This window comes from Sphingomonas sp. GV3 (assembly GCF_031082075.1).
Lineage (GTDB): Bacteria > Pseudomonadota > Alphaproteobacteria > Sphingomonadales > Sphingomonadaceae > Sphingomonas > Sphingomonas beigongshangi.
Genome location: NZ_JARWLE010000001.1, coordinates 593,894 through 617,945 on the forward strand (window position 1 = coordinate 593,894; position 24,052 = coordinate 617,945).

General features: G+C 68.1%; 21 protein-coding genes. 14 read left to right on the top strand and 7 right to left on the bottom strand.

From position 1 onward, the window contains the following. Positions 1–60 precede the first annotated feature (60 nt). The 4 genes from RF701_RS02710 to RF701_RS02725 form a co-directional block, all read right to left on the bottom strand. Positions 61–357, bottom strand: a complete 297-nt coding sequence (locus tag RF701_RS02710) for a DUF2849 domain-containing protein (protein WP_203309832.1) — start codon at positions 355–357, stop codon at positions 61–63. Beyond that, positions 354–1,145 carry a uroporphyrinogen-III C-methyltransferase gene (gene cobA, locus RF701_RS02715; RefSeq protein WP_210358825.1) on the bottom strand — a complete coding sequence of 264 codons (792 nt, stop codon included), beginning with the start codon at positions 1,143–1,145 and terminating at the stop codon, positions 354–356. The genes RF701_RS02710 and cobA overlap by 4 nt, the downstream gene beginning before the upstream one ends. Positions 1,146–1,216: 71 nt before the next feature. Further along, the gene (gene astD / locus RF701_RS02720; protein WP_308814009.1) at positions 1,217–2,626 is read right to left on the bottom strand and encodes a succinylglutamate-semialdehyde dehydrogenase; all 1,410 of its coding nucleotides are present in this window, start codon (positions 2,624–2,626) and stop codon (positions 1,217–1,219) included. A 61-nt stretch (positions 2,627–2,687) separates the two neighbouring features. Next, a complete protein-coding gene (locus RF701_RS02725; RefSeq protein ID WP_308814010.1) occupies positions 2,688–4,046 on the bottom strand; it encodes a protein adenylyltransferase SelO family protein in 1,359 nt (452 codons plus the stop codon). A 38-nt stretch (positions 4,047–4,084) separates the two neighbouring features. On the opposite strand from RF701_RS02725, the gene RF701_RS02730 reads away from it, so the two are divergent. From RF701_RS02730 to RF701_RS02755, 6 genes are all read left to right on the top strand, one after another. Next, positions 4,085–4,939: an alpha/beta hydrolase gene (locus tag RF701_RS02730; protein WP_308814011.1), complete on the top strand. Its 855-nt coding sequence runs from the start codon at positions 4,085–4,087 to the stop codon at positions 4,937–4,939. Positions 4,940–4,993: 54 nt separating this feature from the next. Next, positions 4,994–6,343: a DUF418 domain-containing protein gene (locus RF701_RS02735; protein WP_308814012.1), complete on the top strand. Its 1,350-nt coding sequence runs from the start codon at positions 4,994–4,996 to the stop codon at positions 6,341–6,343. Between the two features lie 49 nt (positions 6,344–6,392). Further along, positions 6,393–7,529: a glycosyltransferase gene (locus tag RF701_RS02740; protein ID WP_210358830.1), complete on the top strand. Its 1,137-nt coding sequence runs from the start codon at positions 6,393–6,395 to the stop codon at positions 7,527–7,529. A gap of 126 nt (positions 7,530–7,655) precedes the next feature. Continuing rightward, positions 7,656–7,790, top strand: a complete 135-nt coding sequence (locus RF701_RS02745) for a hypothetical protein (RefSeq protein ID WP_275298319.1) — start codon at positions 7,656–7,658, stop codon at positions 7,788–7,790. A gap of 118 nt (positions 7,791–7,908) precedes the next feature. Beyond that, positions 7,909–9,312: a nitronate monooxygenase family protein gene (locus RF701_RS02750; protein ID WP_210358831.1), complete on the top strand. Its 1,404-nt coding sequence runs from the start codon at positions 7,909–7,911 to the stop codon at positions 9,310–9,312. Continuing rightward, the gene (locus RF701_RS02755; protein WP_308814013.1) at positions 9,309–9,782 is read left to right on the top strand and encodes a hypothetical protein; all 474 of its coding nucleotides are present in this window, start codon (positions 9,309–9,311) and stop codon (positions 9,780–9,782) included. Before RF701_RS02750 ends, RF701_RS02755 begins: the two co-directional genes overlap by 4 nt. A gap of 24 nt (positions 9,783–9,806) precedes the next feature. On the opposite strand, the gene RF701_RS02760 is transcribed toward RF701_RS02755, so the two are convergent. Continuing rightward, positions 9,807–10,004, bottom strand: coding sequence for a hypothetical protein (locus RF701_RS02760; protein ID WP_203309840.1), 198 nt, complete (start codon positions 10,002–10,004; stop codon positions 9,807–9,809). 74 nt (positions 10,005–10,078) lie between these two features. After that, the gene (locus RF701_RS02765; RefSeq protein ID WP_308814014.1) at positions 10,079–11,077 is read right to left on the bottom strand and encodes a D-glycerate dehydrogenase; all 999 of its coding nucleotides are present in this window, start codon (positions 11,075–11,077) and stop codon (positions 10,079–10,081) included. A gap of 102 nt (positions 11,078–11,179) precedes the next feature. On the opposite strand from RF701_RS02765, the gene RF701_RS02770 reads away from it, so the two are divergent. Further along, on the top strand, positions 11,180–11,668 hold the full coding sequence (locus tag RF701_RS02770; protein WP_287978149.1) for an SH3 domain-containing protein: 489 nt from the start codon (positions 11,180–11,182) through the stop codon (positions 11,666–11,668). Positions 11,669–11,863: 195 nt separating this feature from the next. Here the strand turns inward: RF701_RS02770 and RF701_RS02775 are convergent, their stop codons facing one another. Next, positions 11,864–13,048: an acetyl-CoA C-acyltransferase gene (locus tag RF701_RS02775; protein ID WP_210358834.1), complete on the bottom strand. Its 1,185-nt coding sequence runs from the start codon at positions 13,046–13,048 to the stop codon at positions 11,864–11,866. Between the two features lie 63 nt (positions 13,049–13,111). Between RF701_RS02775 and RF701_RS02780 the strand changes: the two genes are divergently transcribed. From RF701_RS02780 to RF701_RS02810, 7 genes are all read left to right on the top strand, one after another. Then, positions 13,112–13,441 (top strand): hypothetical protein, encoded by a 330-nt coding sequence (locus tag RF701_RS02780; protein WP_308814015.1) that lies wholly within the window; start codon positions 13,112–13,114, stop codon positions 13,439–13,441. Next, a complete protein-coding gene (locus RF701_RS02785) occupies positions 13,434–14,189 on the top strand; it encodes an A24 family peptidase (RefSeq protein ID WP_210358835.1) in 756 nt (251 codons plus the stop codon). Before RF701_RS02780 ends, RF701_RS02785 begins: the two co-directional genes overlap by 8 nt. Continuing rightward, positions 14,186–14,611 (top strand): hypothetical protein, encoded by a 426-nt coding sequence (locus RF701_RS02790; protein ID WP_210358836.1) that lies wholly within the window; start codon positions 14,186–14,188, stop codon positions 14,609–14,611. Before RF701_RS02785 ends, RF701_RS02790 begins: the two co-directional genes overlap by 4 nt. Before the next feature lie 140 nt (positions 14,612–14,751). After that, entirely contained in the window at positions 14,752–16,935 is a 2,184-nt protein-coding gene (locus tag RF701_RS02795) for a BamA/TamA family outer membrane protein (protein WP_308814016.1), read from the top strand. Further along, positions 16,935–21,179: a translocation/assembly module TamB domain-containing protein gene (locus RF701_RS02800; protein ID WP_308814017.1), complete on the top strand. Its 4,245-nt coding sequence runs from the start codon at positions 16,935–16,937 to the stop codon at positions 21,177–21,179. The genes RF701_RS02795 and RF701_RS02800 overlap by 1 nt, the downstream gene beginning before the upstream one ends. A gap of 61 nt (positions 21,180–21,240) precedes the next feature. After that, positions 21,241–22,716: an NAD(P)/FAD-dependent oxidoreductase gene (locus RF701_RS02805; protein WP_308814018.1), complete on the top strand. Its 1,476-nt coding sequence runs from the start codon at positions 21,241–21,243 to the stop codon at positions 22,714–22,716. A 90-nt stretch (positions 22,717–22,806) separates the two neighbouring features. Beyond that, complete coding sequence (locus RF701_RS02810; protein WP_210358840.1) at positions 22,807–24,051, top strand: HlyD family secretion protein; 1,245 nt, start codon at positions 22,807–22,809, stop codon at positions 24,049–24,051. Position 24,052 lies beyond the last annotated feature (1 nt).

Below are 24,052 nucleotides of genomic sequence, written 5' to 3' on the forward strand. Positions count from 1 at the left end.
CGCCCCGAGCGGGGCAGGGAATGGTTGGGCCGACCCGCGCGTTAGCGGGAAGGGCGTTCGTCAGATGACCCAGTTGCCCGCCAGCGGATCCGCGGGCTTCAGCGTCAGGTCCGGCCGCACCGTGGGGCCGAGCGCCCGGATGCGGTCCTTGATATGCGCGGGGCGAGGTCCGTCGGGCGTGGGCGTCGCATCGATCAGATAGGGGACGTTAACGCGCCGTGCGCCTTCCTCCGCTTGCAGGATCGCCTCACCGGACGCGCCGACGTCGACCGCATCCTCGACGTGTCGCGACCAGCCCTGTCCGCTCCACCAGACGACGTCGCCGGTCGCGAGGTCGTTGCCCGTCAGCAGCCTCATGCCGTCAGGCCCTCGGCGACGCGCGCCCATCGGGCGAGCTTGTCCTGGGCGTCGGACAGCTCGACGACCTCGCCGACGACGATGATCGCGGGGCTCCGCACCGTCTCGCGCGCGACCATCGGGCCGAGGTCGGCAAGCAGCGTCCGCAGCGCGCGGCTTCCGGACAGCGTGCCGCGTTCCAGCACCGCGACCGGCATGTCCGGCGCGACGCCGTCCGCCATCAGCTTGTCCGCGATGTCGCCGGCGGTGGCGACGCCCATATAGATGACGAGCGTGCGCCCCTGGCCTGCGAGGCCGGCCCAGTCCTGTTCCGACAGGCCCTTGCACTGCCCGGCCACGAAGCTCACCGCGCTGCTATGGTCCCGGTGCGTCAGCGGCAGCATCGCCTCGGCCGCGCAGCCTAGCGCGGCGGACACGCCGGGGATAACCTCGACCGGCAGGCCTGCCGCGCGCACCGCCTCCACCTCTTCGCCGCCGCGACCGAAGATGAACGGATCGCCGCCCTTCAGCCGGACGACGACGCTGCCCGTCTTCACGTGGGCCACGATCAGCGCGTTGATCGCCTCCTGCGGCAATGTGTGCCGGGCCCGGCTCTTTGCCACGGAAATGCGCTGTGCGGCCTGCGGCGCGAGGTCGAGGACGCGTGGGTCGATCAGGCCGTCGTGCACGACGACGTCCGCCCCGCGCAATGCCTCCACGGCGCGCACGGTGAGCAGCCCGGGATCGCCCGGCCCGGCACCGACGAGTATAACGCGTCCGCGCGCGCCCGGATCGAGAAGCGTAGCCATGGTGGGGAGATGCGCTTGCCGCGCCACGCCGGCAACGGAGCGATGCTTGGGCCGGCGGTAGGGCAGCTATCTCATGCGTCGCGAAGGCCGATCCCGATATTGGCGCGGGCGGAGTCCGCCTCGTTGCTGACCACCGGATAAGCGCAATAATCGGCGGCGTAATAGGCGCTGGGCCTATGGTTGCCCGACCAGCCGATACCGCCGAAGGGCGCGGCGGAACTCGCGCCATTGGTCGGACGGTTCCAGTTGACGATTCCCGCCCGTATGTTCGCCCAGAAGCGGTCGTAGAGCGCGGGCGTCTGGCTGATCAGCGACGCCGACAGGCCGTAGCGGGTATTGTTCGCCTCCGCGATCGCCTGATCGAAGTCGTCGGCACGGATGACCTGCAGGATGGGGCCGAACAGCTCGATGTCGGGCCGGTCCGCCATGCCCGTGGTGTCGATCAGCGCGGGGACGAGGAAGGGGCGGTCGTCGGACAGCCTCTGAAGATGGCGGATCGGACGGCCGCCGCGCATCATCAGTTCCAGGAAGCTCTCGGTGAGCATGTCGGCGGTCGCATTGTCGATCACCGGCCCCATGAAGGGCTGGGGATCGTCGAACGGGCTGCCGACGATGAGCCGGCCGATCATCTGGTTGATCGTGTCGACCAGCGGATCGAACATCCTGGTGTCGACGATGAGGCGGCGGGCGGCGGTGCAGCGCTGGCCCGCCGTGGTGAAGGCGGATTGGATGACGAGCGTTGCGGCGGCGTGGAGGTCGGGGGTATCCCAGACGACGATGGGATTGTTGCCGCCCATCTCGAGCGCCAATATCTTCTCCGGCTTGGCGGCGAAGGCCCGGTTCAGCGCGATGCCGGTCCGCGCCGAACCGGTGAAGAGCAGGCCATCGATGTCGGGATGCTCGGCGAGGGCCTTGCCCTCCGCAGGTCCGCCGATGACGAGCCCGGCGCAGCCCTGCGGTACCCCGGCGGCTCGGTAGCAATCGATCAGGAATGCGCCCGTCGCCGGCGTCTTCTCAGAAGGCTTGAAGATCACTGCATTGCCCGCGAGCAGCGCCGGGACGATATGCCCGTTGGGCAGATGCGCGGGGAAATTGTAGGGGCCGAGCACCGCCAGGACGCCATGCGGCTTGTGACGCAGCGCCATGCGGCTGCCCATCGGCGAGTCGAGACGGCGCTGCGCGGTACGTTCCGCATAGGCGGTGACGGAAATATCAACCTTGGCGATGACCGTGTCGACCTCGGTTCGCGCTTCCCACAGCGGCTTGCCGGTCTCGCGCGCCAGCAACTCGCTGAATTGGTCATGACGTTGCCGCACGACATTGGCGAAGCGGCGTATCGTTTCGATGCGCACGGCGAGCGGCTGCGCCGCCCAGGTCGCCCAGCTCGCCCGCGCGGCGGCAACTTCCGCGCCGACATCGCCGACAGGGGCACGCCACAATTCGGCACCCGTGGCGGGTTCGTGGGAAATGATCTCGGCCATGTCGCCCCTCTCGCTCAAGCCTAGCCGGTTAGAATAAGGCCGGCATGGCGGCAAGACGCCGTCATGCGAGCGCTTCGCCCATCGTGCGGATGGCGGCGACCTTCGCATGCAGGCGCGACCAGTCGTCTCCGTCGGCGATCGGAGCCCAGATCGCCTCGACCTCGTCGATCAGCATCGCGCATGGCTCGCCCCGCCAATAGGCGTGGTCGCGGGACTTGCGGGGGGCATGGGAGGCCAGCGCGGTGCGCAGATCGTCCCATTCCGGGCCATAGTCCTCCGGCAGCTTGCCGCCGAACAGATCGAAGAACAGTCGGTCGAGCGGCGCGGACGTGGCGCGCGCCGCACGTTCGAACGTCTGGACCAATGCGCGATCGGCCTCCGCATCGCGCGGCAAGACCCCGATCCGCCAAAGCAACGCCCTGGCGACGGCAGCCTGATACTGTGACGCGAAGGTCTGCAACGTCGCGATCAGCGGCTCGCTCTCGGCCACGAGGCGCAACGAGGCGGCAAGCTGCATCACGTTCCAGTGAATTGCCTCCGGCTGGCGGCCGAAGGCGTAAAGACCGGCATGATCGAAATAGGCGGCGGTGAAGCCAGCATCCCAGGTCGGGGCGAACCGCCACGGGCCATAGTCAAAGCTTTCCCCGGTGATGTTGATATTGTCCGAGTTGAGCACGCCATGGACAAAGCCGGCCGCCATATAGGAGGCGGCGAGCGTCGCCGCGCGCTGCACGACCAGTTCGAGCAGACGGACGGGGTCGGCGCCGTCCTCGCGATACAAGGCCCGTAGCACGTATCCGACCAGGCGCCGCATGCCCTCCTCATCCTGGAGATAGGCGAGCCGCTGGAACGTCCCGATCCGGATATGGCCATGGCTGAGCCGCACCAGCACTGCCGATCGCGTGGGCGACGGCTCGTCGCCGCGTGCGAGTTCCTCGCCGGTCTCGATCAGCGAGAGCGTGCGGCTGGTCGGTACGTTCAGCGCCTCGAGCATCTCGGTGGCGAGGATCTCGCGCACGCCGCCCTTGAGAGTTAGCCGCCCATCGCCGAACCGGCTGTAGGGGGTCTGGCCCGACCCCTTGGTGCCCAGGTCCATCAGCCTGCCGCTGCCGTCGCGCAGCTGCGCGAAGGTGAAGCCGCGCCCGTCGCCGATGTCGGGATTGTACTGGCGGAACTGATGCCCGTGATAGCGCAGCGCGAGCGGCTGTTGCAGCGTACCGGGCAGCGACGAGAAGCGACCGAAGTAACGGATCCATTCCTCGTCGGTAAGACCGGTGAGTCCGACCTCGTCCGCCGCGCGGTCGTTGCGGAACCGCAGCTCGGCAGCAGGAAACGCCGCCGCCTGCACCGGATCCGAGAAGGTGTCGCCGAGATCGAGCAGGGCGGTCTCGGGGCGGTAGGCTTGCGGCGTCACGGGCATGCGTGGATATGGAGGGCGCCACTCCGGGGACGCAAGGCATGCACGCGTACGAAAACTGCTATTGGATGTCCGCGGACGGATTGAAGCTGCACTATCGGCAATATCCGGGGGATGAGAGCCGGCCGCCGATCCTCTGCTTTCCGGGGCTGACGCGCAATGCGCGTGACTATGACGCCCTCGCCGCCCGCCTGGCGGGGCGGTGGCGGGTGCTGGCGATCGATTTCCGCGGTCGCGGGCGCAGCGAATACGCCAAGGATCCGATGACCTATGTCCCGACCACCTATGTGGCGGACGTGCAGGCGCTGCTGGCGGAACGTGGCATCGATCGTTTCGTCGCGATCGGGACATCACTCGGCGGGATCGTGACGATGCTGCTGGCCGCCGAAGGCGCCCGCATCGCCGCGGCGCTCATCAACGACGTCGGACCGGAGATCGACCCTGCCGGGATCGCGCGCATCCGCGGATATGTCGGCAAGGGCGGCAGCTGCCCGACCTGGATGCACGCCGCCCGTTCGATCGCGGAGACCAATGCCGACGTCTACCCCGATTTCGAGATCGAGGACTGGCTGGCCATGGCGAAACGGCTGTACCGCCTGAACAGCGGCGGGCGGATCGTTCCCGACTACGACCTCAAGATCGCGGAGCCGTTCCGCGTCCCCGGGAACGAGCGCGGGCCCGACATGTGGGGCGCGCTCGCCAGCCTGAGGGACGTGCCGACGCTGATCGTTCGCGGCGGGCGGTCGGACGTGCTCGCGCCCGCCGTTGCGGATCGGATGGTGCAGGCGCTGGATCGCGCTGAGCTGGTGACGCTGCCCGGCATCGGCCATGCGCCGATGCTGACGGAGGAGGCGCTGCGCGATCCGATCGACCGCCTGTTCGACCGTGTGGCGTAGACACCGTCTTAGCGTAGTGGTACACTTTCGGCAGCAACGACGCGGGGGTGCGTGATGGCTGGAACGGGGGCGCCGCATGCGGCGATCGCGGGGGCGATCGAACCGGATGGTGCGCCGCGGATCGCCGTTCTCGACATGCTGCGCGGGGTGGCGATTCTCGGCATCCTGTTCATGAACGTTAACGACATGGGCGGCTCCATCACCGCCTCCGAATCCGATGTCCGGCATCTGGGCTGGACGTCCGCCGACCAGATCGCGTGGCTGGTGCGGCAGGTGCTGGCCGACGGCACGGCGCGATGCCTGCTCGAAATGCTGTTCGGCGCCGGCATGCTGATCCTGACCGACCGGATCGCGCGCCCGGGCGAGGCACGATGGGGCGTGCTGCGACGCTATGGCTGGCGCAATCTGATCCTCTGGGCGTTCGGCATGGCCCATATGTTCCTGCTGATGTGGCCGGGCGACATCCTGCACACCTATGCCGTCGCAGCGATGGTCGCATGCTGTTTCCGGGCGCTGCCGGCACGATTGCTGCTGACGATCGGGCTCGCGATGACCGCGCTCAACCTGGTCGGTGGCACGATCGGAATCATCTACACGCAGGCGAGCAACGCGAAGCAGCCGATGCTGGAACGGAAGGCCGCCGCGCATGAGCGGCTGTCGACCGCAGAGACCAGGATGCTCGCCGACATGCGGAAAGCGGCCTCAGCACGTGATCAGGCAAAGGCGGAGCGGAAAGCCGCCATCGTCGCCGAGGACGCCTATGGGCGAGGCTCGCCCGCGCAATGGGTGCGCGGACAGTGGGCAATGAATCTGCAGCGGCTTGGCCCGATGGAACTGGGGTCGATCTGGGAAGCGGCGTCGGTGATGCTGATCGGGGCTGCGCTGTTCAAGCTCGGGATCCTGCAGGGACGGCGGCGGCGGCGCGTTTATCTCGGAATCATGGCGGTCGGCTGGATCGGGGGCGGGGGGCTGCGCCTTGCGGCGGCGCTCGCGATGATGCGGTTCGACGGCCAGCCGCACATCGGCTGGGCGACCTATGAGGGCGCGCGGATCCTGATGACGCTCGGCCATGTCGGCGCGATAAACCTGCTCGCGGGCTCGCGCCTGATGCGGCCGTTCGTCGCCGCGGGCAGAACGGCATTGACCCTCTATGTCGTGCAGACCCTGCTCGTGTCCTGGCTGATCTTCTCGCCCCTCGGCCTTGGTCTCTATGGCCGTTTCGGCTGGGCGGAGATGATGATCCTGTCCGTCGCGGTCGACCTGTTCCTGCTGCTCGGCGCCAATCTGTACCTGCGCCATTTCCGGATGGCGCCGGTCGAATGGGCATGGCGGTCGCTCGTCGAGCGGCGGCGGCTGCCGTTCCGCCACGTCGTGCCGGCGCGGCACGGCGCCGTGCTCGCCTGATCGCAGCGACGGCATGGTCGGGCGCAGGCGCAGCCGCTAAGGCATCGGCATGGCGGCTCCGATCAACATTCTACATTTGCATTCCAGCTTCGATCTCGGGGGCAAGGAGGCGCGCGCGGTCCGGTTGATGAACGCGTTCGGCGATGCGGCGCGCCATACGATCGTATCGGGCATGCCCGACCAGCTCGGCGCGCGCGGGGCGATTGCCAGAGGCATCCGCTACGAGATCGCGCAGGATCCGCCGCCGCTGACCGGCCGTCCGTCGGTCGCGCGCTACGAGGCGCTGGCGCGTTACATGCGGCGGTTCGATCTCGTCCTAACGTACAATTGGGGCGCGATCGACGGCGTCATGGCGCGGCGCGTGTTCGGCAGGGCCATGCCGCCGCTGGTCCACCACGAGGACGGGTTCAACGCCGACGAAGCAGCGGGGCTGAAGGTCGAGCGCAACATGTACCGCCGCGTCGCGCTGCCCGCGGCGGCGGCGCTGGCGGTACCCTCCTTCGTCCTGGAGGACATCGCGCTGCGAACCTGGAAGCAGCCGCCGGCGCGCGTGCATCGCATCGCCAACGGCATTCCCACGGCACTCTATGCCGCCAAGCCCGATCCGCGCGCCATTCCGGGCTTCGTCCGCACCGGGAAGGAGGTGGTGATCGGCGCGCTGGCGGGGTTGCGGCCGGTCAAGGACCTGCCGATGCTGATCCGGGCTTGTGGCGGACTTGCCGGTCGCATCCGTCTGGTCATCATCGGCGAGGGCCCGGAGCGGGACGCGATCGCCGCCACCGCGCGGCAGATGGGCATGGACGCGACCGTCGTCCTGCCGGGGTTCCTCGAGCGACCCTATCGCTTCGTCGGTCACTTCGACATCCTCGCGCTCTCCTCGAAGAGCGAGCAGCAGCCGATCAGCGTCATCGAGGGGATGGCGGCGGGATTGCCCATCGCCAGCACCCCGGTCGGCGACGTCGCGCAGATGGTGGCCGCCGAGAACGCGCCGTTCATCGCCAGGGAATCATCCGAGATTCGGCTCCGCGACGCATTGCAGCCGCTCATCCTCGATGCTGCGCTGCGTCGAACGGTCGGGATCGCCAACCAGGCGAAGGCACGCGCCGAATTCGACGAGGGCGTAATGATCAGCCGTTACAGAGCGTTGTACGAAGCGGTGCTCGCGCGCCCGGGCGCCCTGGGGTGATCGCGTGGATCTGGTGCACTGCAGCGACGCAATCGTTTGAATTTCGGCGATCCTATGCTATGATGCTGGCGGCCGGGACACCCCGGGTGAACGCGAGGGCCCGGCTCCTTTTGGAGAGGATGGGCCATGACCACGATCAAGCATATGGGCGAATATGGCGTCGTCGCACTCGTCGGGGCGGCGCTGATGGTTGCTGCGACGGGCTTCGCAAAGGTCGCCGCCGACGCGGTGGTGCTACTGGGCGAGACGCTGATGCGGTGATCCGCCTCGGCCGGAACGGCGGCTGCGGCGTCCCCGGCTGCACGACGCAATTTCTTCGCATCGCCGGAACCTTTCGGATATAGGCTCGTGGTTTGTTTCCTGAGAGGTGCCGTTTCCCGTGTTCAAGGGCCTGAAGCCGATCGTCTACAATGGCCGCGAAGTCTGGCCGCTCGTCGAAGGTGGCAAGGGAGTTGCGGCGACCAATCACGCATCGGCCGGCGCCTGGGCGGCGGCGGGCGGGATTGGCACCGTCTCCGCGGTCAATGCCGACAGCTACGATCCCGACGGCAAGATCATTCCGCAGATTTACCGCGCGCTGACCCGGCGCGAGCGGCATGAGGAACTGATCGAATATGCGATCGAGGGCGCTGTTCAGCAGGTGCGGCGCGCGTTCGACATCGCCGGCGGCAAGGGCGCGATCAACATCAACGTGCTGTGGGAGATGGGCGGCGCCCAGCGCGTGCTGCACGGCGTGCTCGAGCGGACGAAGGGGCTCGTCTCCGGCGTCACCTGCGGCGCCGGCATGCCCTACAAGCTCTCCGAGATCGCAGCGTCCTACCAGGTCAGCTACCTGCCCATCGTCTCGTCGGGCCGTGCGTTCCGCGCCTTGTGGAAGCGCGCCTATTCGAAGGCCGCCGAGTGGCTGGCGGCGGTGGTCTACGAGGATCCGTGGCTCGCGGGCGGGCATAACGGCCTGTCGAACGCCGAGGATCCGCTCAAGCCGCAGGATCCCTATCCGCGCGTCAAGGAACTGCGCGAAACGATGCGCGAAGGGGGTATCCCCGACACGACGCCGATCGTGATGGCCGGGGGCGTCTGGTATCTGCGCGACTGGAACGACTGGATCGACAATCCGGAGCTGGGCACGATCGCGTTCCAGTACGGAACGCGTCCCCTGCTGACCCAGGAGAGCCCGATCCCCGAGGAGTGGAAGGCGCGGCTGACGCAGATCGAGGAGGGCGGGGTGCTCCTCCATCGCTTCTCCCCAACCGGCTTCTACTCGTCGGCGGTCCGCAACCCGTTCCTGCGCAGCCTCGAGGCCCGGTCCGAGCGGCAGATCGCCTTTTCGACGCAGGAGGCGGGTGACCACGTCTTCCAGCTCGACGTCGGCGTGAAGGGCAAGAACTTCTGGGTGACGCGGGGCGATTTGCTGCGCGCACGCGAGTGGTTCGGCGCCGGCTTCACCATGGCGTTGAAAACCCCCGACAACACGCTCGTCTTCGTCACGCCCGAAGAGGCGAAGGAAATCCGCAAGGATCAGGCGGACTGCATGGGCTGCCTCTCGCAGTGCCTGTTCTCCAGCTGGGCGGACACCGAGACGAACTCGACCGGACGTCTCGCCGACCCGCGCAGCTTCTGCATCCAGAAGACGCTTCAGGACATCGCGCACGGCGGCGACGTCGACAACAACCTGATGTTCGCCGGTCACGCGGCCTATAACTTCAAGCGCGATCCTTTCTATTCCAACGGATTCGTGCCGACGGTGAAGCAGCTGGTCGACCGCATCCTGACGGGCGATTGATCGGGTCGCGGGATCCATCGCTGATCGAGACGCTGGCGGCGATCGCAGACGCGATGTCGCCGGCGTTGCGGCCATGGTGGGTCATCGGCAGCGCGGCCGTCGCCTTGCATGGGGCGGATGCCGGGAAGGTCGGCGATGTCGACATCCTCGTCGATCCGTCGGATGCGGACGCGCTCTTCCGGCGCCTCGGCGTGGCGGCACTTGACCTGCCTCCGCACCCCCTTTTCCGCTCGGAGCGCTTCGCGCGATGGGCCGTGCATCCCGTGCCGGTGGAGATGATGGCGGGATTCGCCATCGCGACCGATGGCGGATGGCAAAGGCTTGAGCCGACGACGCGACACGGCATCGCGGTCGACGGGCGGATCATTCACGTGCCGGCGCGAGAGGAGCTTATCGCGATTCTGCGGCGCATCGGGCGCCCAAAGGACGTGGCGCGCGCCGCTGCGCTGGAGGCGCGGGAGCCGGGTTGAGGCTGTCGACTCCCGCCCGTCCGCTTATTTGGCAACGGTGCCCACGACCGCGCCGGCTGTCCCGCCCACGGCGGCGCCCTTTTCGACGCTGCCGCCGGTCGCCGCGGCGACCCCCGCACCGCCCACGGCGCCGATGCCCGCACCCTTGAGGGTCGAACATCCCGACAAGGCGGTGGCGGCGACGAGCAAGGCGGCCGAGGCCGCACCAAGCTTCCGGGTCATCACGATCATCCTTTCGCTGTGAACGGCGAACCGAATGCCCTGGCGCGGTCGCAGGTTCCCTGGACCGGGAAACGTCAGACCCAGCCGTCCAGCACCTGGTCTGGCGGCCGGTGTCCGTCCGCCCACATGCGGATGTTCTGGATGACGCGATCCCCCGACGCCTGCCGCCCTTCGAAGGTCGCGGAACCCATGTGCGGCGTCATCACGACATTGGGCAACGCGAGCAGGCGCGGATCGATGCGCGGTTCGTGCTCCCAGACGTCCAGCCCCGCGCCGGCGAGACGGCCGGCCTCGAGCGCCTCGACCATGGCCACTTCGTCGACGATGCCGCCCCGCGACGTGTTGATCAGGTAGACGTGAGGCCGCATCAGCGCGAGCCGGCGTCGATCGATCAGGTCGCGGCTGTCGTCGTTGAGCGGCGTGTGGATCGAGACGATGTCCGCATCGGCCAGAAGGTCGTCGAGCTCGGCGTGGAAGATCGCGCCGAGGTCCTGCTCGACGATCGCGGGCAGGCGATGCCGGTTGTGATAGTGGATCGACAGGCCGAAGGCGCGGGCCCGCCGTGCGACGGCCTGCCCTATCCGACCCATGCCGACGATGCCGAGGGTCTTGCCGCCGATGCGGTGGCCGAGCATGCCTCCGGGGCTCCAGCCGTGCCACTCGCCCGACCGGACCAGCTTCTCGCCCTCCGCCAGCCGACGCGGCACCGAGACGATCAGCGCCATCGCCATGTCCGCGGTGTCCTCGGTCAGCACGCCCGGCGTGTTGGTGACGATGATGCCGCGAGCACGCGCTGCCCTCAGCGCGATGTGGTTCACGCCCGCGCCGTAATTGGCGATCAGGCGCAGCCGCGGTCCCGCCTGCTCGATCAGCGCCGCATCGATGTCGTCGGTAACGGTCGGCACCAGCACGTCGCAGTCCGCCATCGCCGCGGCCAGCGCCTCGCGCGTCATCTTGGCGTCGCCGCGATTGTTCGTCGTGTCGAACAAGGCCTCCAGCCGCGCCATCACACCCTCGGCCAGCTCGCGGGTGACGATCACCTTGGGATGGGGGCAGCGGCGCGTGTCTGTCATCGCGATCATGGCTTGGCGGAGGGGAGCCGCCCCGTCAACGGAAGGTTGAAGCCGTCGGCATGCACGCTATGCAGGCGGCTTACAGGGAAAAGGACAGGGAAGATGCGCCTTATCGCTCTCGCCGTCGCGGCGCTCGCGATGGTCTTCGCCGACGCAGGTGCGATCGCGGCCGATACGAAGAAGGCGCCGCCGTTCTTCGGATCGATCGCGGCGGGTCGGGCGCGGATGCGGACCGGGCCCGGCCGGACCTATCCCGCCAATTGGCTCTACCAGCGCGCCGATCTGCCGGTGCGCGTGATCGCGGTCTTCAAGGAATGGCGCAAGGTCGAGGATCCCGACGGCGCGCAGGGATGGATGCTCGCGGCGCTGATCAGCGAGCGGCGGACCGCGATCGTACGCGGGTCGCAACCGATCGATATGCGCGAGCGCCCGTCGCCCGGCGCGCGGTTGATGTGGCGCGCCGAACCCGGCGTCGTCGGTCGTCTGAGCCAGTGCGGCGGCGGCTGGTGCCGCCTCGACGTGAAGGGGCAGGCGGCCTATGTCGAGACCCGGGATCTGTGGGGCGTCGATCCGGGCGAAACGCTACCCTGAGTTGCAATCAGGCAAGGCCGGATAGGAGCGGTAAAGCTCCAGCACAGAGGGACCAGCCGCCAGTTGCAGCGCTTGTCGAGCCTTCGCCGATAGCGCCCGTTCGCCTCAACGGACAGCAAGGAGCCGCGGTGTGAAGCGGGTGGGCCCGGCCTCCAAGAGACCGGGCCGTGCGATACCCTGGAGTGCCGGTCGCGCTTACAGCAGTTCCACCGCCATCGCAGTGGCTTCGCCGCCGCCGATGCACAGGCTGGCGAGCCCGCGCTTCTGGCCGCTGCCCTGCAGCGCCGACAGCAGGGTCGCGAGGATGCGCGCCCCGCTCGCGCCGATCGGATGACCCAGCGCGCAGGCGCCGCCGTGGATATTAAGGCGCGCATGGTCGAGGCCGAGATCGTGCATCGCGATCATCGACACCGCGGCGAAGGCCTCGTTGACCTCGAACAGGTCGACCTGATCCTTGCTCCACCCCGCCTTTTCCAGTGCCTTCTGCATGGCGAAGACCGGCGCCGTGGTGAACAAGGCGGGCGCATGGGCGTGCGCGGCATGGCTGACGATGCGGGCGACGGGCGACAGGCCCAGCCGCTCGGCGACGCTTGCACGCGTCATCACCAGGGCGGCGGCGCCGTCCGAGATCGAGGAGGCATTGGCCGCCGTGATCGTGCCGTCACGCGAGAAGGCGGGCTTCAGCGTCGGGATCTTGGCGACATCGCCCTTCGCAGGCTGTTCGTCGAGCGAGACGGTCGTCGTGCCCTTGCGGCCCGCGATCTCGACCGCGACGATCTCGCGATCGAAGGCGCCGGACGCCTGCGCCTTCTGCGCCCGATGCAGCGATTCGATGGCATAATCGTCCATCGCCTTGCGCGTGAACTGGTATTCGGCGGCGGTATCCTCCGCGAAATTGCCCATCAGCTTGCCGGGTTCGTAGGCGTCTTCCAGCCCGTCGAGGTACATGTGATCGTACAGCGTATCGTGGCCGATGCGCGCGCCGCCGCGATGCTTCTTCGACAGATAGGGGGCATTGGTCATGCTCTCCATGCCGCCCGCGACGAGCAGCTCGGCCGAACCCGCGGCCAGAGCGTCGGCCCCCATGATCGCGGCCTGCATGCCCGATCCGCACATCTTGTTGACGGTCGTCGCCTCCACGTGCGTGCCGAGTCCGGCGTTGATCGCCGCTTGGCGTGCGGGTGCCTGGCCGAGGCCGGCGGGCAGCACGCAGCCCATGTAGATGCGCTCGACCGCCTCCGCCGTGATACCGGCGCGCTCCACCGCCGCACGCACCGCCGTCGCGCCCAATTCGGTGGCGGTCGCGCCCGCCAGTGCGCCTTGGAAGGACCCCATCGGCGTACGCGCGTAGGACAGGATCACGATCGGATCGGTCGACATCATTCTCTCCGGACTTTGTGTTGCTGCGCGATCTAGGCGGTCGGCAGGCGTGCCGCAACGTGCTTGATCTGGCTCAACCTCGAAGTGGTCGACTTGTCGCGAACGTCGCCTAAGCCACCGACGATGGAACAGTTTGCTGAGCCAATCCGGTGGTTTGCCTCGATCAGCGGCATGATCGCGGCAACGATCGTGTCGCTCGACTGGGGTAGGCGCGACACAGGTTGGGGCATGGTCCTGTTCTGTCTGTCGGCCGTCGCATGGATCGCGGGAGCGGTCTTGACCCGCGACTGGGCGCTGGGCACGCAGAACAGCGTGCTGCTGCTCATCGATCTGCTCGGCGTTTACCGGTATCTGCTGCGCGACCGCGGCGCGGCGACGGACGACGATGGCTGAGCACTGGGTCTGGTCGATCGGACTCGGCGCGGCAGGCCTTCTTGCAGGCAGTTTCGTCGCGGCCCTGGCGGTGCGCTGGCCGGACGGACGATCGGTCTTGCTCGGCCGCTCCGCCTGCGATCATTGCGGAGAGACGCTGGCGCCGCGCGAGCTGATACCGCTGGCAAGCTTCGTGCTGCAGCGTGGGCGATGCCGCCACTGCGGCGGCAGGATCGCGCCGCTGCATCCGATCGTGGAGGGGGGCGCGCTGGTGATCGGCGGCACGGCGGGTCTGGTCGCGCCGGGACTGGTCGGCGTGGCGGGCGCGCTGTTCGGCTGGCTGCTGCTGGCGCTCGCGACGATCGACCTGCGCGCCTTCTGGTTGCCTGACCGGTTGACCGGGACGCTGGCGATCGTCGGCATCGGCAGTGCGTGGCTCGCTGTGCCGCCGGATGCGACCGACCGGTTGCTGGGAGCTATCGGCGGCTATGTCTCGCTTGCGGGGATCGCGTGGTGCTATCGCGCGGTGCGCAAGCGGGACGGCATGGGCGGCGGCGACCCCAAGCTGTTCGGCGCCATCGGCCTGTGGCTGGGATGGCGGATGCTGCCGGCGGTGCTCCTGATCGCCGCCCTGATCGGGTTGGGGGCGGCGCTGTTTGCGCATGTTCGCGGCCGCTCGATCGGCGCCGCGACGGCGATGCCCTTTGGCGCCCTGCTGGCAGCGGCGGCTTACCCTGCCTGGCTTGCGATGATAGGGGGGGCGCCATGATCGCGCTGCTCCTTCCGATCGCGCTTCAGGCGGCGACGCCGGCGCCTCCGATGCTCGGCCCCATCGGTCGGCAGGCGCTGCCGGCCAAGGGGTGCGCCGCGTATCTGTGGAGCATCGCGGATCGGCAGCTGGTCGCCATGGCGTCCGCGACGCCTGCCACGCTGCGCATCGCGCCGGACGGCAAGGTCGCCGATCTGACCAAGATCGGGGAGGCCGGAGTGGGCGACCTGGGCTTCGCGGCATCGACCAGCTATCGGGCGGGCGACATGAGCGCGACGCTCGACTTGACGATCGTCCGGCAACAGGCGTTGACCGACGGCGCCCGCGTTGGATCCGCGACGCTGCGCATCGACCGGCCGGGCCAGGACAGCGTCATCCTGCCGCTCGCGGGCCTCGTCGGCTGTGCGCATGCCGCGCCCTAATCGTCGCGCAGACGCCGCGCACGGCCCGTCGCGAAAAGCCTGACCCGCCTGCAACCATATGCCTGTCGTTACGTTTGCCGTACGATCGGGGTGAGTCGAACGCGAACGCTCCATGCGTAGCAAAGGGGGGTCGTTCGCGCGTGTCGGGAGTTTCGGGAAGACATTTCTGGCTGGCGGCCGCGCTGCTGGCAGCGTCGCCGGCGGCGGCGCAGTTGTCGCAGCAGCAAGGTCGCGCGCCCGCCAAGGGTCCGGATGCGCCAAAGTCGCAGACCCCGCCCGAGGAAGACCAGGGCGTCGATCCCAAGGGCGATGCACCCATCGTTCCCGACGCGACGTTCAATGCCGCCTTGCCGCCGCTGAGCGGCGACATCAACGCGCCGCTCGAACCGATGCCGCTCCTCCCTGCCTCGCCCGGTGCGACCGCCGCGCCGCAAACGGTTACGCGCCCCACCGAGGGCGTCGGAGCGGCCGCGGCAATGCCGCCCCCCGCCGCCGAGAACCCGGAGTTGGCCCAGCCACTGGTGCCGCTGTCGAGCTTCGATTCGACGCCTCTGCAGACGGCGGCCGACGTCAAGGACGCGGCGGCCCCGCAGATCCGGTACGATACCGTCCTCAAGGGACTGGAGGGCGTGAACCTCGAGTCCGAGTTCAAGTCGCTGTCCGCGCTGCGCGAGGGCGGCGGCAAGGCCGCGAACGCGACGCAGGTCGCCGCACGGGCGCGCGAGGATGAGGCGCTCGCGGTGCGGCTGATGAAGTCGCTGGGCTATTACGACGGGACGGCGATATCGACGATCGAACCGATCGCGGGCGAGGCCGGCCGTCTTCGTGCCACGGTAAGCGCGACGCCGGGACGGCTCTATCGGCTGTCGTCGGTTGCGGTGAAGGCCGACCCTGTCGTGCCGGCCGACCTCATCACGCACAATCTGCCGCTCAAGATTGGCGATCCGATCGAAGCGGCGCGCATCCAGGGCGCAGAGGCCAATGTCAGCCTGGTGCTGCCGCAGCAGGGCTATCCTTTCGTCAAGGTCGGCGAGCGGGACATCCTGCTCGACGACCAATCGGAGAAGGCGACGGGTGCCTATACGCTGCCGGTGGATACCGGGCCGCGCGCCACCTTCGGACAGCTGACGACGAGCGGCGATGCGGTCTTCGGGCTCGATCATCTCAATGTCTTCCCGCGCTTCAAGCAAGGGGACCTTTACGATGCGCGCAAGACCGACGACCTGCGCGATGCGCTGGTCGCCACCGGCCTGTTCCGCGGTATCGCCGTCACGCCCGAGCGGACCGGTCGCCCGGGGCCGGACGGCACGGAACAGGTCGATCTGCTCGTCCGCCAGACGGAAGGGCCCGCGCGCAGCCTCGGCGGCACGGTCGGCTATTCGACCGGCCAGGGCTTTCGCGCCGAAGGCACCTGGACGCATCGCAACCTCTTCCCACCCGAGGGTGCGCTGATCGCCAGCGTGATCGCCGGCACGCAGGAACAGGGCCTGTCGGGCACGTTCCGCCGCTCGAACGCGGGCAAGCGCGACAGGACCTTCCAGATCATCGCCTCTGCCAACCGCAACAGCTATGACGCCTATGAGGCGTTCACCGGCACGCTCGGCGTCCGGTGGAGCTACGACTCGACGCCGATCTGGCAGAAGCGGATCACCTATGCCTATGGCGGCGAGCTTGTCGGCACCAATGAGAGCGTGTGGGACTTCACGCGCAACGAACGTGTCCGCCGGACCTATGGCATCGTCGCGTTGCCGAGTCAGGTGCAGTGGGACACGTCCGACAGCCTGCTCAACCCGACGCGCGGTTACCGGCTGAAGCTCAATCTCAGTCCCGAGACGTCCGTCCAGGGCAAGGTGAGCCCCTATGCCCGCACGATGGTGGAGGCGACCTTCTATTATCCCCTGTCTACCTCGCTGACGCTGGCGGGTCGCGCCCGCGCCGGGTCGATCTTCGGCATCGCGCGGGACGATCTGGCGCCGTCGCGGCGCTATTACGGCGGGGGCGGGGGCTCCGTACGCGGCTACGGCTTCCAGCGGCTGGGGCCGCTCGATCCGCAGGGCAATCCGGTCGGCGGTCGCTCTCTCAACGAATTCGCGGTCGAGGCACGCTATCGCTTCGGGAATTTCGGCATCGTGCCGTTCGTCGACGCCGGCAACAGCTACGCCTCGGTCTTTCCCACCGCCTCCGACCTGCGCTTCGGCGCCGGTATCGGCGGCCGGTTCTACACGAATTTCGGTCCGCTGCGGCTCGACGTCGCCACCCCGCTCAATCCGCGCAAGGGTGACGGAAAGGTCGCTCTGTACATCTCGATCGGACAAGCCTTCTGATGGTGGACGAGACGCAAGCCGAGGCGCCGCGAACCGTCGTCATCCGCCGTCCGCTGTGGCAGCGCATCGTGAAATGGATCGGCGTCGCGATCCTCGGCCTGCTGCTGCTGGTCGCGATCGTGGTGTTCGGGATCAATACCGATCCCGGCCGACGCTTCGTCGCCAATCGCATCGGCGGCTACACCACCGCGTCGGGTCTCAGCATCAAGGTCGGGCGGATCGACGGCTCGCTCTACGGGCAGATGGTGCTCAGCGATGTGCGCGTCTCCGATCCGAAGGGCGTCTTCCTCACCAGTCCCAAGCTCAGCGTCGACTGGCGGCCATTCGCGTTCGCGCGCAATCACGTCGACGTCCGTGCACTGTCGACGGACCTAGTCACGCTGGCCCGTCGACCCGCGCTCAAGGCGACGCCGCCGAGTCCCGAGAACCAGCCGCTGCTTCCGGATCTCGACATCGACGTGAACCGGCTGCACATCGGCCGCCTGGTGCTGCAAAAGCCGGTGACCGGCCAGACGCACGTCGTCCGTGTCGACGGATCGGTCCATATCGCCGACCGCCGTGCACAGCTCGTCGCCGACGCCGCCGCACTGCGTGGGCCAGGCGTCGCGGGCGGCGATCGCCTTCGGCTCAGGCTGGACGCGGTGCCCGACCAGGACAAGCTGGACGTCGACCTCAGGCTTGCGGCTCCCGTCGGCGGCGTCGTCGCGACCATGGCTTCGCTCAAGGCGCCGCTCGCGGTCAGCGTCGGCGGCCGCGGCAGCTGGGCGTCGTGGCAAGGGCGTGCCTCCGCCACGCTGGGTCAGGGGCAGCTGGCCGACCTGAGCGTGACCGCGCGAAACGGGCACATCGCGGTGCGCGGCTACGCGACGCCCGGCCTGTACCTGCAAGGTCCCGTCGAGCGCCTGACCTCGCCGCGGCTCGATCTGGCGATCGACACGACGCTCGACCAGCGGCGGGCCGATACGCGGCTGACCGCCCGATCGCGCGCGCTGGCACTGGAAGCCGGTGGCATTCTGGACCTCGCGAACAGCCGTTTCGGCAATTTCGCGGTCGACGCACGGTTGCTCACGCCCGGCGCGATCGCGCCCAACCTCAACGGCCGCGACGTCCGCGCGCGCCTGGTCCTTGATGGCGCCTTCGCGACGCCGACCGTCAACTACAAGATCAGCGGCGCGTCGATCGGGTTCGGCACGACCGTCGTACAGGACGTCTACGCCGAGGGTCTGGCGCGGGTGAATGCCGACAGGATCCTGGTTCCCGTGCAGGCGCGTGCCCGCCGGGTCACGGGGCTCAACGCGGCCGTCGGCGGCCTGACGAACAATGTGCGCATCGCGGGCGATTTCGCGATCTCGATGCCCAATATCCTGTCGGATAATCTGCGCATCCGCTCCGATAATATCGACGCGGCGGCCGTCGTCGTCGCGAACGTCAGCACCGGCCGTTACACCGGCGCGCTGAAGGGGCGGATCAACAATTATCGCGTCGAAAGCATCGGTATCATAAGCCTGACGACCGATGCGAGGCTCGTGCCGGGGCCGAACGGTGGCTTCGGCATCACCGGGCGTGTGGTCGCGCGCACGCAGCAGCTGTTCAACACCGGCGTGCGGTCCTTCCTGGGCGGCAATGCGATCGTGCGCGCCGACATCGGATACAGCCCCGAAGGCATCGTGAGCTTCCGCAACGTACGGCTGAACGCGCCACAGTTCCACGTCACCCGCGGCGAGGGCAGGTTCGATCCCGCCAACGGTGCCCTGCTGGTCAACGCCGACGCCGATTCCAGCCAATATGGCCCGCTCTCCGCGCGCGTGACCGGCAGCGCCACCAACCCCGTGGTCCTGTTGCACGCGGCACGTCCCGGCGTCGGCATCGGCCTGGTCAATCTCGATGCGCGGGTCGTCGGTCGCGACGGGGCCTATGCCGTCACGGCAAAGGGCGGGACCAATTACGGCCCGTTCACCGCCGACGTGCTGCTGCGACCGAGCCCGAGGTTGACCGTGGACGTCCGCAGTCTTGTCCTGGCCGGCATCACCACGCGGGGACAGATCGCCGCGACGCCGCGGGGTCCGTTCGCGGGCCTGCTGACCTTCACCGGTCGCGGGATCAGCGGAACCGTGCGTCTGGCGGACCAGAACGGCGTCCAGCGTGCCGATATCAACGGCCGCGCCTATAATGCGACGATCCCCGGCGCGGCAGATTTCACGATCGCGCGCGCGCTCGTCAGCGCCAGCGTCGTCCTCTACCCGAAGGCGCCGCAAGTGATCGCGGACGTCCAGGTCGCTGATACCCGCTATAATGCGTTCGTCATCGAGGCGATGCGCGCCAAGGTGAACTACACCGGCGGACGCGGCACCGCCCAGGCGCTGCTGACCGGATCGAGCGGCGTGCCGCTGCGCGTCGCGCTCAACGCGCGGTTGTCGCCCGGCGATTACCTGGTGGCGTTGCAGGGGCAGGCCAACGGCATCCCGTTCCGCACCGGCAACCCGGCGCGGATCACGCAAGGCCGGCAAGGCTATGCGCTGGCACCGACGCGGATCGATTTCGGCCAGGGTTCGAACGCCGGCGCGGCCCGCCTCGCGGGATCCTATGGTGGCGGGGTGACGGCGGCGCAGATGCGGCTCGATCGGATGAACCTGTCGATCCTGTCCGCCTTCGTACCGAACCTCGGCCTGTCGGGAGCCGTCAGTGGCAGCCTCGACTACCGCCAGCAGGGTGCCGCCATCCCGCAGGCGGACGCGCGGCTGACCGTCGCCAATTTCCAGCGCACCGGCATCGCCGCGGTCTCGGAGCCCGTCGACATCCAGTTCGTCGGTCGCCTCCTGCCCGACGGGGGCGAAGCGCGCGCGCTGGTCAGGCGCGGCTCGATGACGGTCGGCCGGATGCTCGCGACGCTGCGTCCGCTGCCGCCGGGCGACGGATCGTGGACGACGCGTCTGATGCAGGCGCCGCTTGCCGGCGGCTTGCGGTACAACGGTCCGGCGGCGGTGCTGTTCAGCCTGGCGGCTCTGCCGGGACAACAGCTGACGGGTCCAATCGCGGTCGCTGCGGACTTCTCCGGACGTGTCTCAGTACCGCAACTTAACGGTCTGATCCGAGCCGATAATCTTACCTATGACAACGAGACTTATGGCACGCGCCTGTCGCAGATGAAAATCGCGGGGCGGTTCAGCAATGACCGGCTCGAGCTCACCAGTCTGACCGCGCGCGCCGGCGACGGCAGCGTGCAGGCCCAAGGCACTGTCGGCCTGGCATCGGACAGCGGCTTCCCCATCGACGTCACCGCGCGTCTCGACAATGCGCAGCTCGCCAAGAGCGATGCACTCGCGGCGAAGACGTCGGGCACGATCCGCTTCACGAACGGCAAGGACGGCGCGCTGCTCAAGGGTGACTTGACCGTGCCGGATGCCCGCTACCAGATCATCCGCCAGGGCGCCGCCGAGGTCCCCGAGCTGACGGGGGTCCGCCGCAAGAGCGAAATCCGTGTCGCACGGCCGACGGACCGACCGGCGGCACCGCCGAAGCCCGCGATGCTCGTCAAGCTCGACCTGCGGGTGCGCGCGCCCAACCAGCTCTACGTTTCCGGCATGGGGCTCGAATCGGAATGGTCGATGGACCTGCGGATCGGCGGCACGTCGGCCGCGCCGACGATCGGCGGAGGCCTCGACCTGATCCGTGGTACCTATTCGTTTGCGGGCAAGCGTTTCGACGTCAGCCGCGGTACGATCCGCTTCCGCGGCGGTGCGCTGACCGATCCGGACATCAACATCCAGGCGACGACGACCACCAACGGCATCACCGCGGTCATCAACATCACCGGTACGGGCCAACGCCCGCAGATCGCCTTCACCTCGACGCCGGCACTGCCGCAGGACGAGGTGCTGAGCCGCCTGCTGTTCGGCACCAATCCGGAAAACCTGTCCGCCATCGAGGCGATCCAGCTGGCGAGCGCGCTCAATTCGCTGCGCGGATCGGGCGGCGGGGGGCTCAATCCCCTGGGCAAGCTGCGCTCGGCGGTGGGCTTCGACCGGTTGCGCGTGCTCGGCGCGGATCAGGCGACCGGCCGCGGCACCAGCCTCGCGGCGGGCAAATACCTGACCGACAATATCTATGTGGAGGTGGTAACGGATGCGCGCGGGTTCACCGCGACGCAGCTTGAAATCTCGCTGACCAAGTCGCTCAGCATCCTGACCTCGACAGGCTCGTTCGGCGGATCCGACGTACGTCTCAAATATTCGCGGGACTATTGAGCGCGGAACAGGATGGTTGCATCCTGCCACTGACAAAAGTGTCAGCGAGAGGGTGAGGCGTATGGCGGAGCATGTCGATGTCGTGATCGTCGGTGCAGGCCTGTCCGGCGTCGGCCAGGCCTATCACCTGCAACGGCGCTGTCCCGATCGTCGCTACGTCATCCTGGAGGGACGGGCGGCGATGGGCGGGACCTGGGATCTGTTCCGCTATCCCGGCATCCGCTCCGACAGCGACATGCACACCCTAGGCTTTGCGTTCCAGCCGTGGACGGAGGCCAAGGCGATCGCCGACGGCCCATCCATCCGCCGCTATATCGAGGCGACCGCGCGCGAACATGGGATCGACGGGAACATCCGCTACCGCCATCACGTGCGTTCGGCGTCCTGGTCGACGCCGGATGCCCGCTGGACGGTGGAGGCGACGGGCCCCGACGGGCAGCCCGTGACGATAACCTGCGACTTCCTGTGCATGTGCTCGGGCTATTACGATTACGCACGAGGGTACGCGCCCGATTTCCCGGATCAGGAAAGCTTCGCGGGCACATTGGTGCATCCTCAATTCTGGCCGGAAGACCTCGATTATGCTGGCAAGCGCGTCATCGTGATCGGCAGTGGCGCGACGGCGGTGACGCTGGTGCCGGAGATGGCGAAGACAGCGGCTCAGGTGACGATGCTGCAGCGTTCGCCCACCTATGTGGTGTCGCGGCCGGCACAGGATGCCGTCGCCAACTGGCTCCGCGCGCGGCTACCGAGCAAGGCGGCCTATGGCATCACGCGATGGAAGAACGTCCTGCTCGGCATGCTCTTCTATCGGATCGCGCGAAAGCGGCCCGAGAAGTTCAAGCAGCGGCTGATCGGCATGGTGCGCGATCATCTGGGACCCGATTATGATGTGGGTATCCATTTTACGCCGAGCTACAATCCCTGGGACCAGCGGCTGTGTCTGGTTCCCGACGCCGATCTGTTCGAGGCGATCAAGCAGGGGCGCGCCTCCGTCGTCACCGGGACGATCGACCGTTTCGTCACGGACGGCATCCGCCTGTCGTCTGGCGAGACGCTGTCGGCCGATATCGTCGTCACGGCGACCGGGCTGCAGTTGCAGCTGCTGAGCGACGTGACATTCTCGCTCGACGGGCAACCGATCGATCTGTCGCAGGCCGTCCAGTACAAGGGCATGATGTTTTCCGACGTGCCGAACCTTGCCTATACCTTCGGCTATACCAATGCGTCCTGGACACTGAAGGCCGATCTCGTGGCCAATTACGTCTGTCGGCTGCTCAACACGATGAAGCGCCGAGGCCTGCGCCAGGCGACCCCGCGGATCGCCGACCCTGCGATGGCCCGTGCCCCCTTCGTCGATTTCACATCGGGCTATGTCGCGCGGGCCGCGCATTTCCTGCCCAAGCAAGGGACGCGCAAGCCATGGCGGCTCAACCAGAATTATGCGCTCGACGTGGTGGCGCTGCGCTTCGGGTCGGTGGACGACGAACTGGAATTCTCCAATCCGGTGCCCGCCGGCGACGCACGCGCGGCGTGAAGCCGGTGCGCGGCACTTTTCGGGTGCTCCTGCGTCTTAGCGCATGTTAACACGCGGGCAACAAAACCGCGGGGGTCATAAGGGGCCGGCATGAGCGAAAACGAACCGCGCGACGAGGCGCAGTCCGATAGTTCGGACGCGCGGCGCGAAGACGAGGGCAAGGCGCACGGCTCTCGCGAGCGTAGGAGCGAGGGCGACGACAAGGACGACGACAGCGGTTCGGACGATGGCGGGCCCGAAGACGGCGATTCCGGCGACGAAGATGAGCAGGACGGCGACGAACGGAAGAAGCCGTCGATCTTCAAGAAGCCGCTGTTCTGGATCATCCTGATCGTCGTCGTCTCAGCGCTCGTGATCGGGGGCACGCTCTATTACCTCCATGCTCGTCAGTTCGAGAGCACGGACGACGCGTTCGTGGACACGCACATCGTGCGCATCTCCGCCCAGTCGCCGGGACGGCTCGTGCAGGTCGCCAATCTCGACAACCGGCACGTGGAGGCCGGTCGCCTGCTGGCGGTGATCGAGCCATCGGGTCCCGAGGCGCAGGCGGCGGAGGCGCGCGCCAATGTCTTGCAGGCGCAGGCGCAGGTGCAGCAGGCGCTCGCGCAGGTGTCCGCCGCGATCGCCAACCGCGAGCAGGCCGCGGCCGCGGCGCGCGTGCCCTTGGCACAGGCGCAGAAGGCGCAGGCCGATCTGTCCCGATACGAGACACTGCTCCGCCTAGATCCGAATGCGGTCGCGGGCCAGCAACTCGATCAGGCGCGCACCCAGGCGCGCGCCACGGCAGCCGACGCGGCGGCCGCACGCCGCCAGGTTGCCGCGGCGGAGGCGCAGGTCACCGTCGCCACCCGTCAGGTCAAGTCGGCCGAAGCGGTCGTCGGGGCTCGACAGGCGCAGGTGTCGCAGGCGAACACGACGCTCGGCGATCTGCAGATCAGGGCGCCCGTCCCGGGACAGGTGGTGAACCGTCAGGTCAATCTCGGCTCCTACGTCCAGGCGGGGTCGCAGCTGCTGGCGATCGTCCCCGACCGGATGTGGGTTACCGCCAATTTCAAGGAAACGCAGCTGACGCTGATGCGCATCGGTCAGCCGGTGACGATCAAGGTCGACGCCTATCCGGACGTCAAGTTCGTCGGCCGGGTCGATTCGATCCAGCGCGGCGCGGGCCAGGCCTTCGCGCTGCTGCCGCCGCAGAACGCTACCGGCAATTACGTCAAGGTCGTGCAGCGCGTCCCCGTGCGCATCCTGTTCGACGTGTCCAATGGTCATCCTGATCCGCGCCGCTACCCGATCGGGCCCGGCATGTCGGTGGTGCCGACCGTCAAGGTCCGCTGAG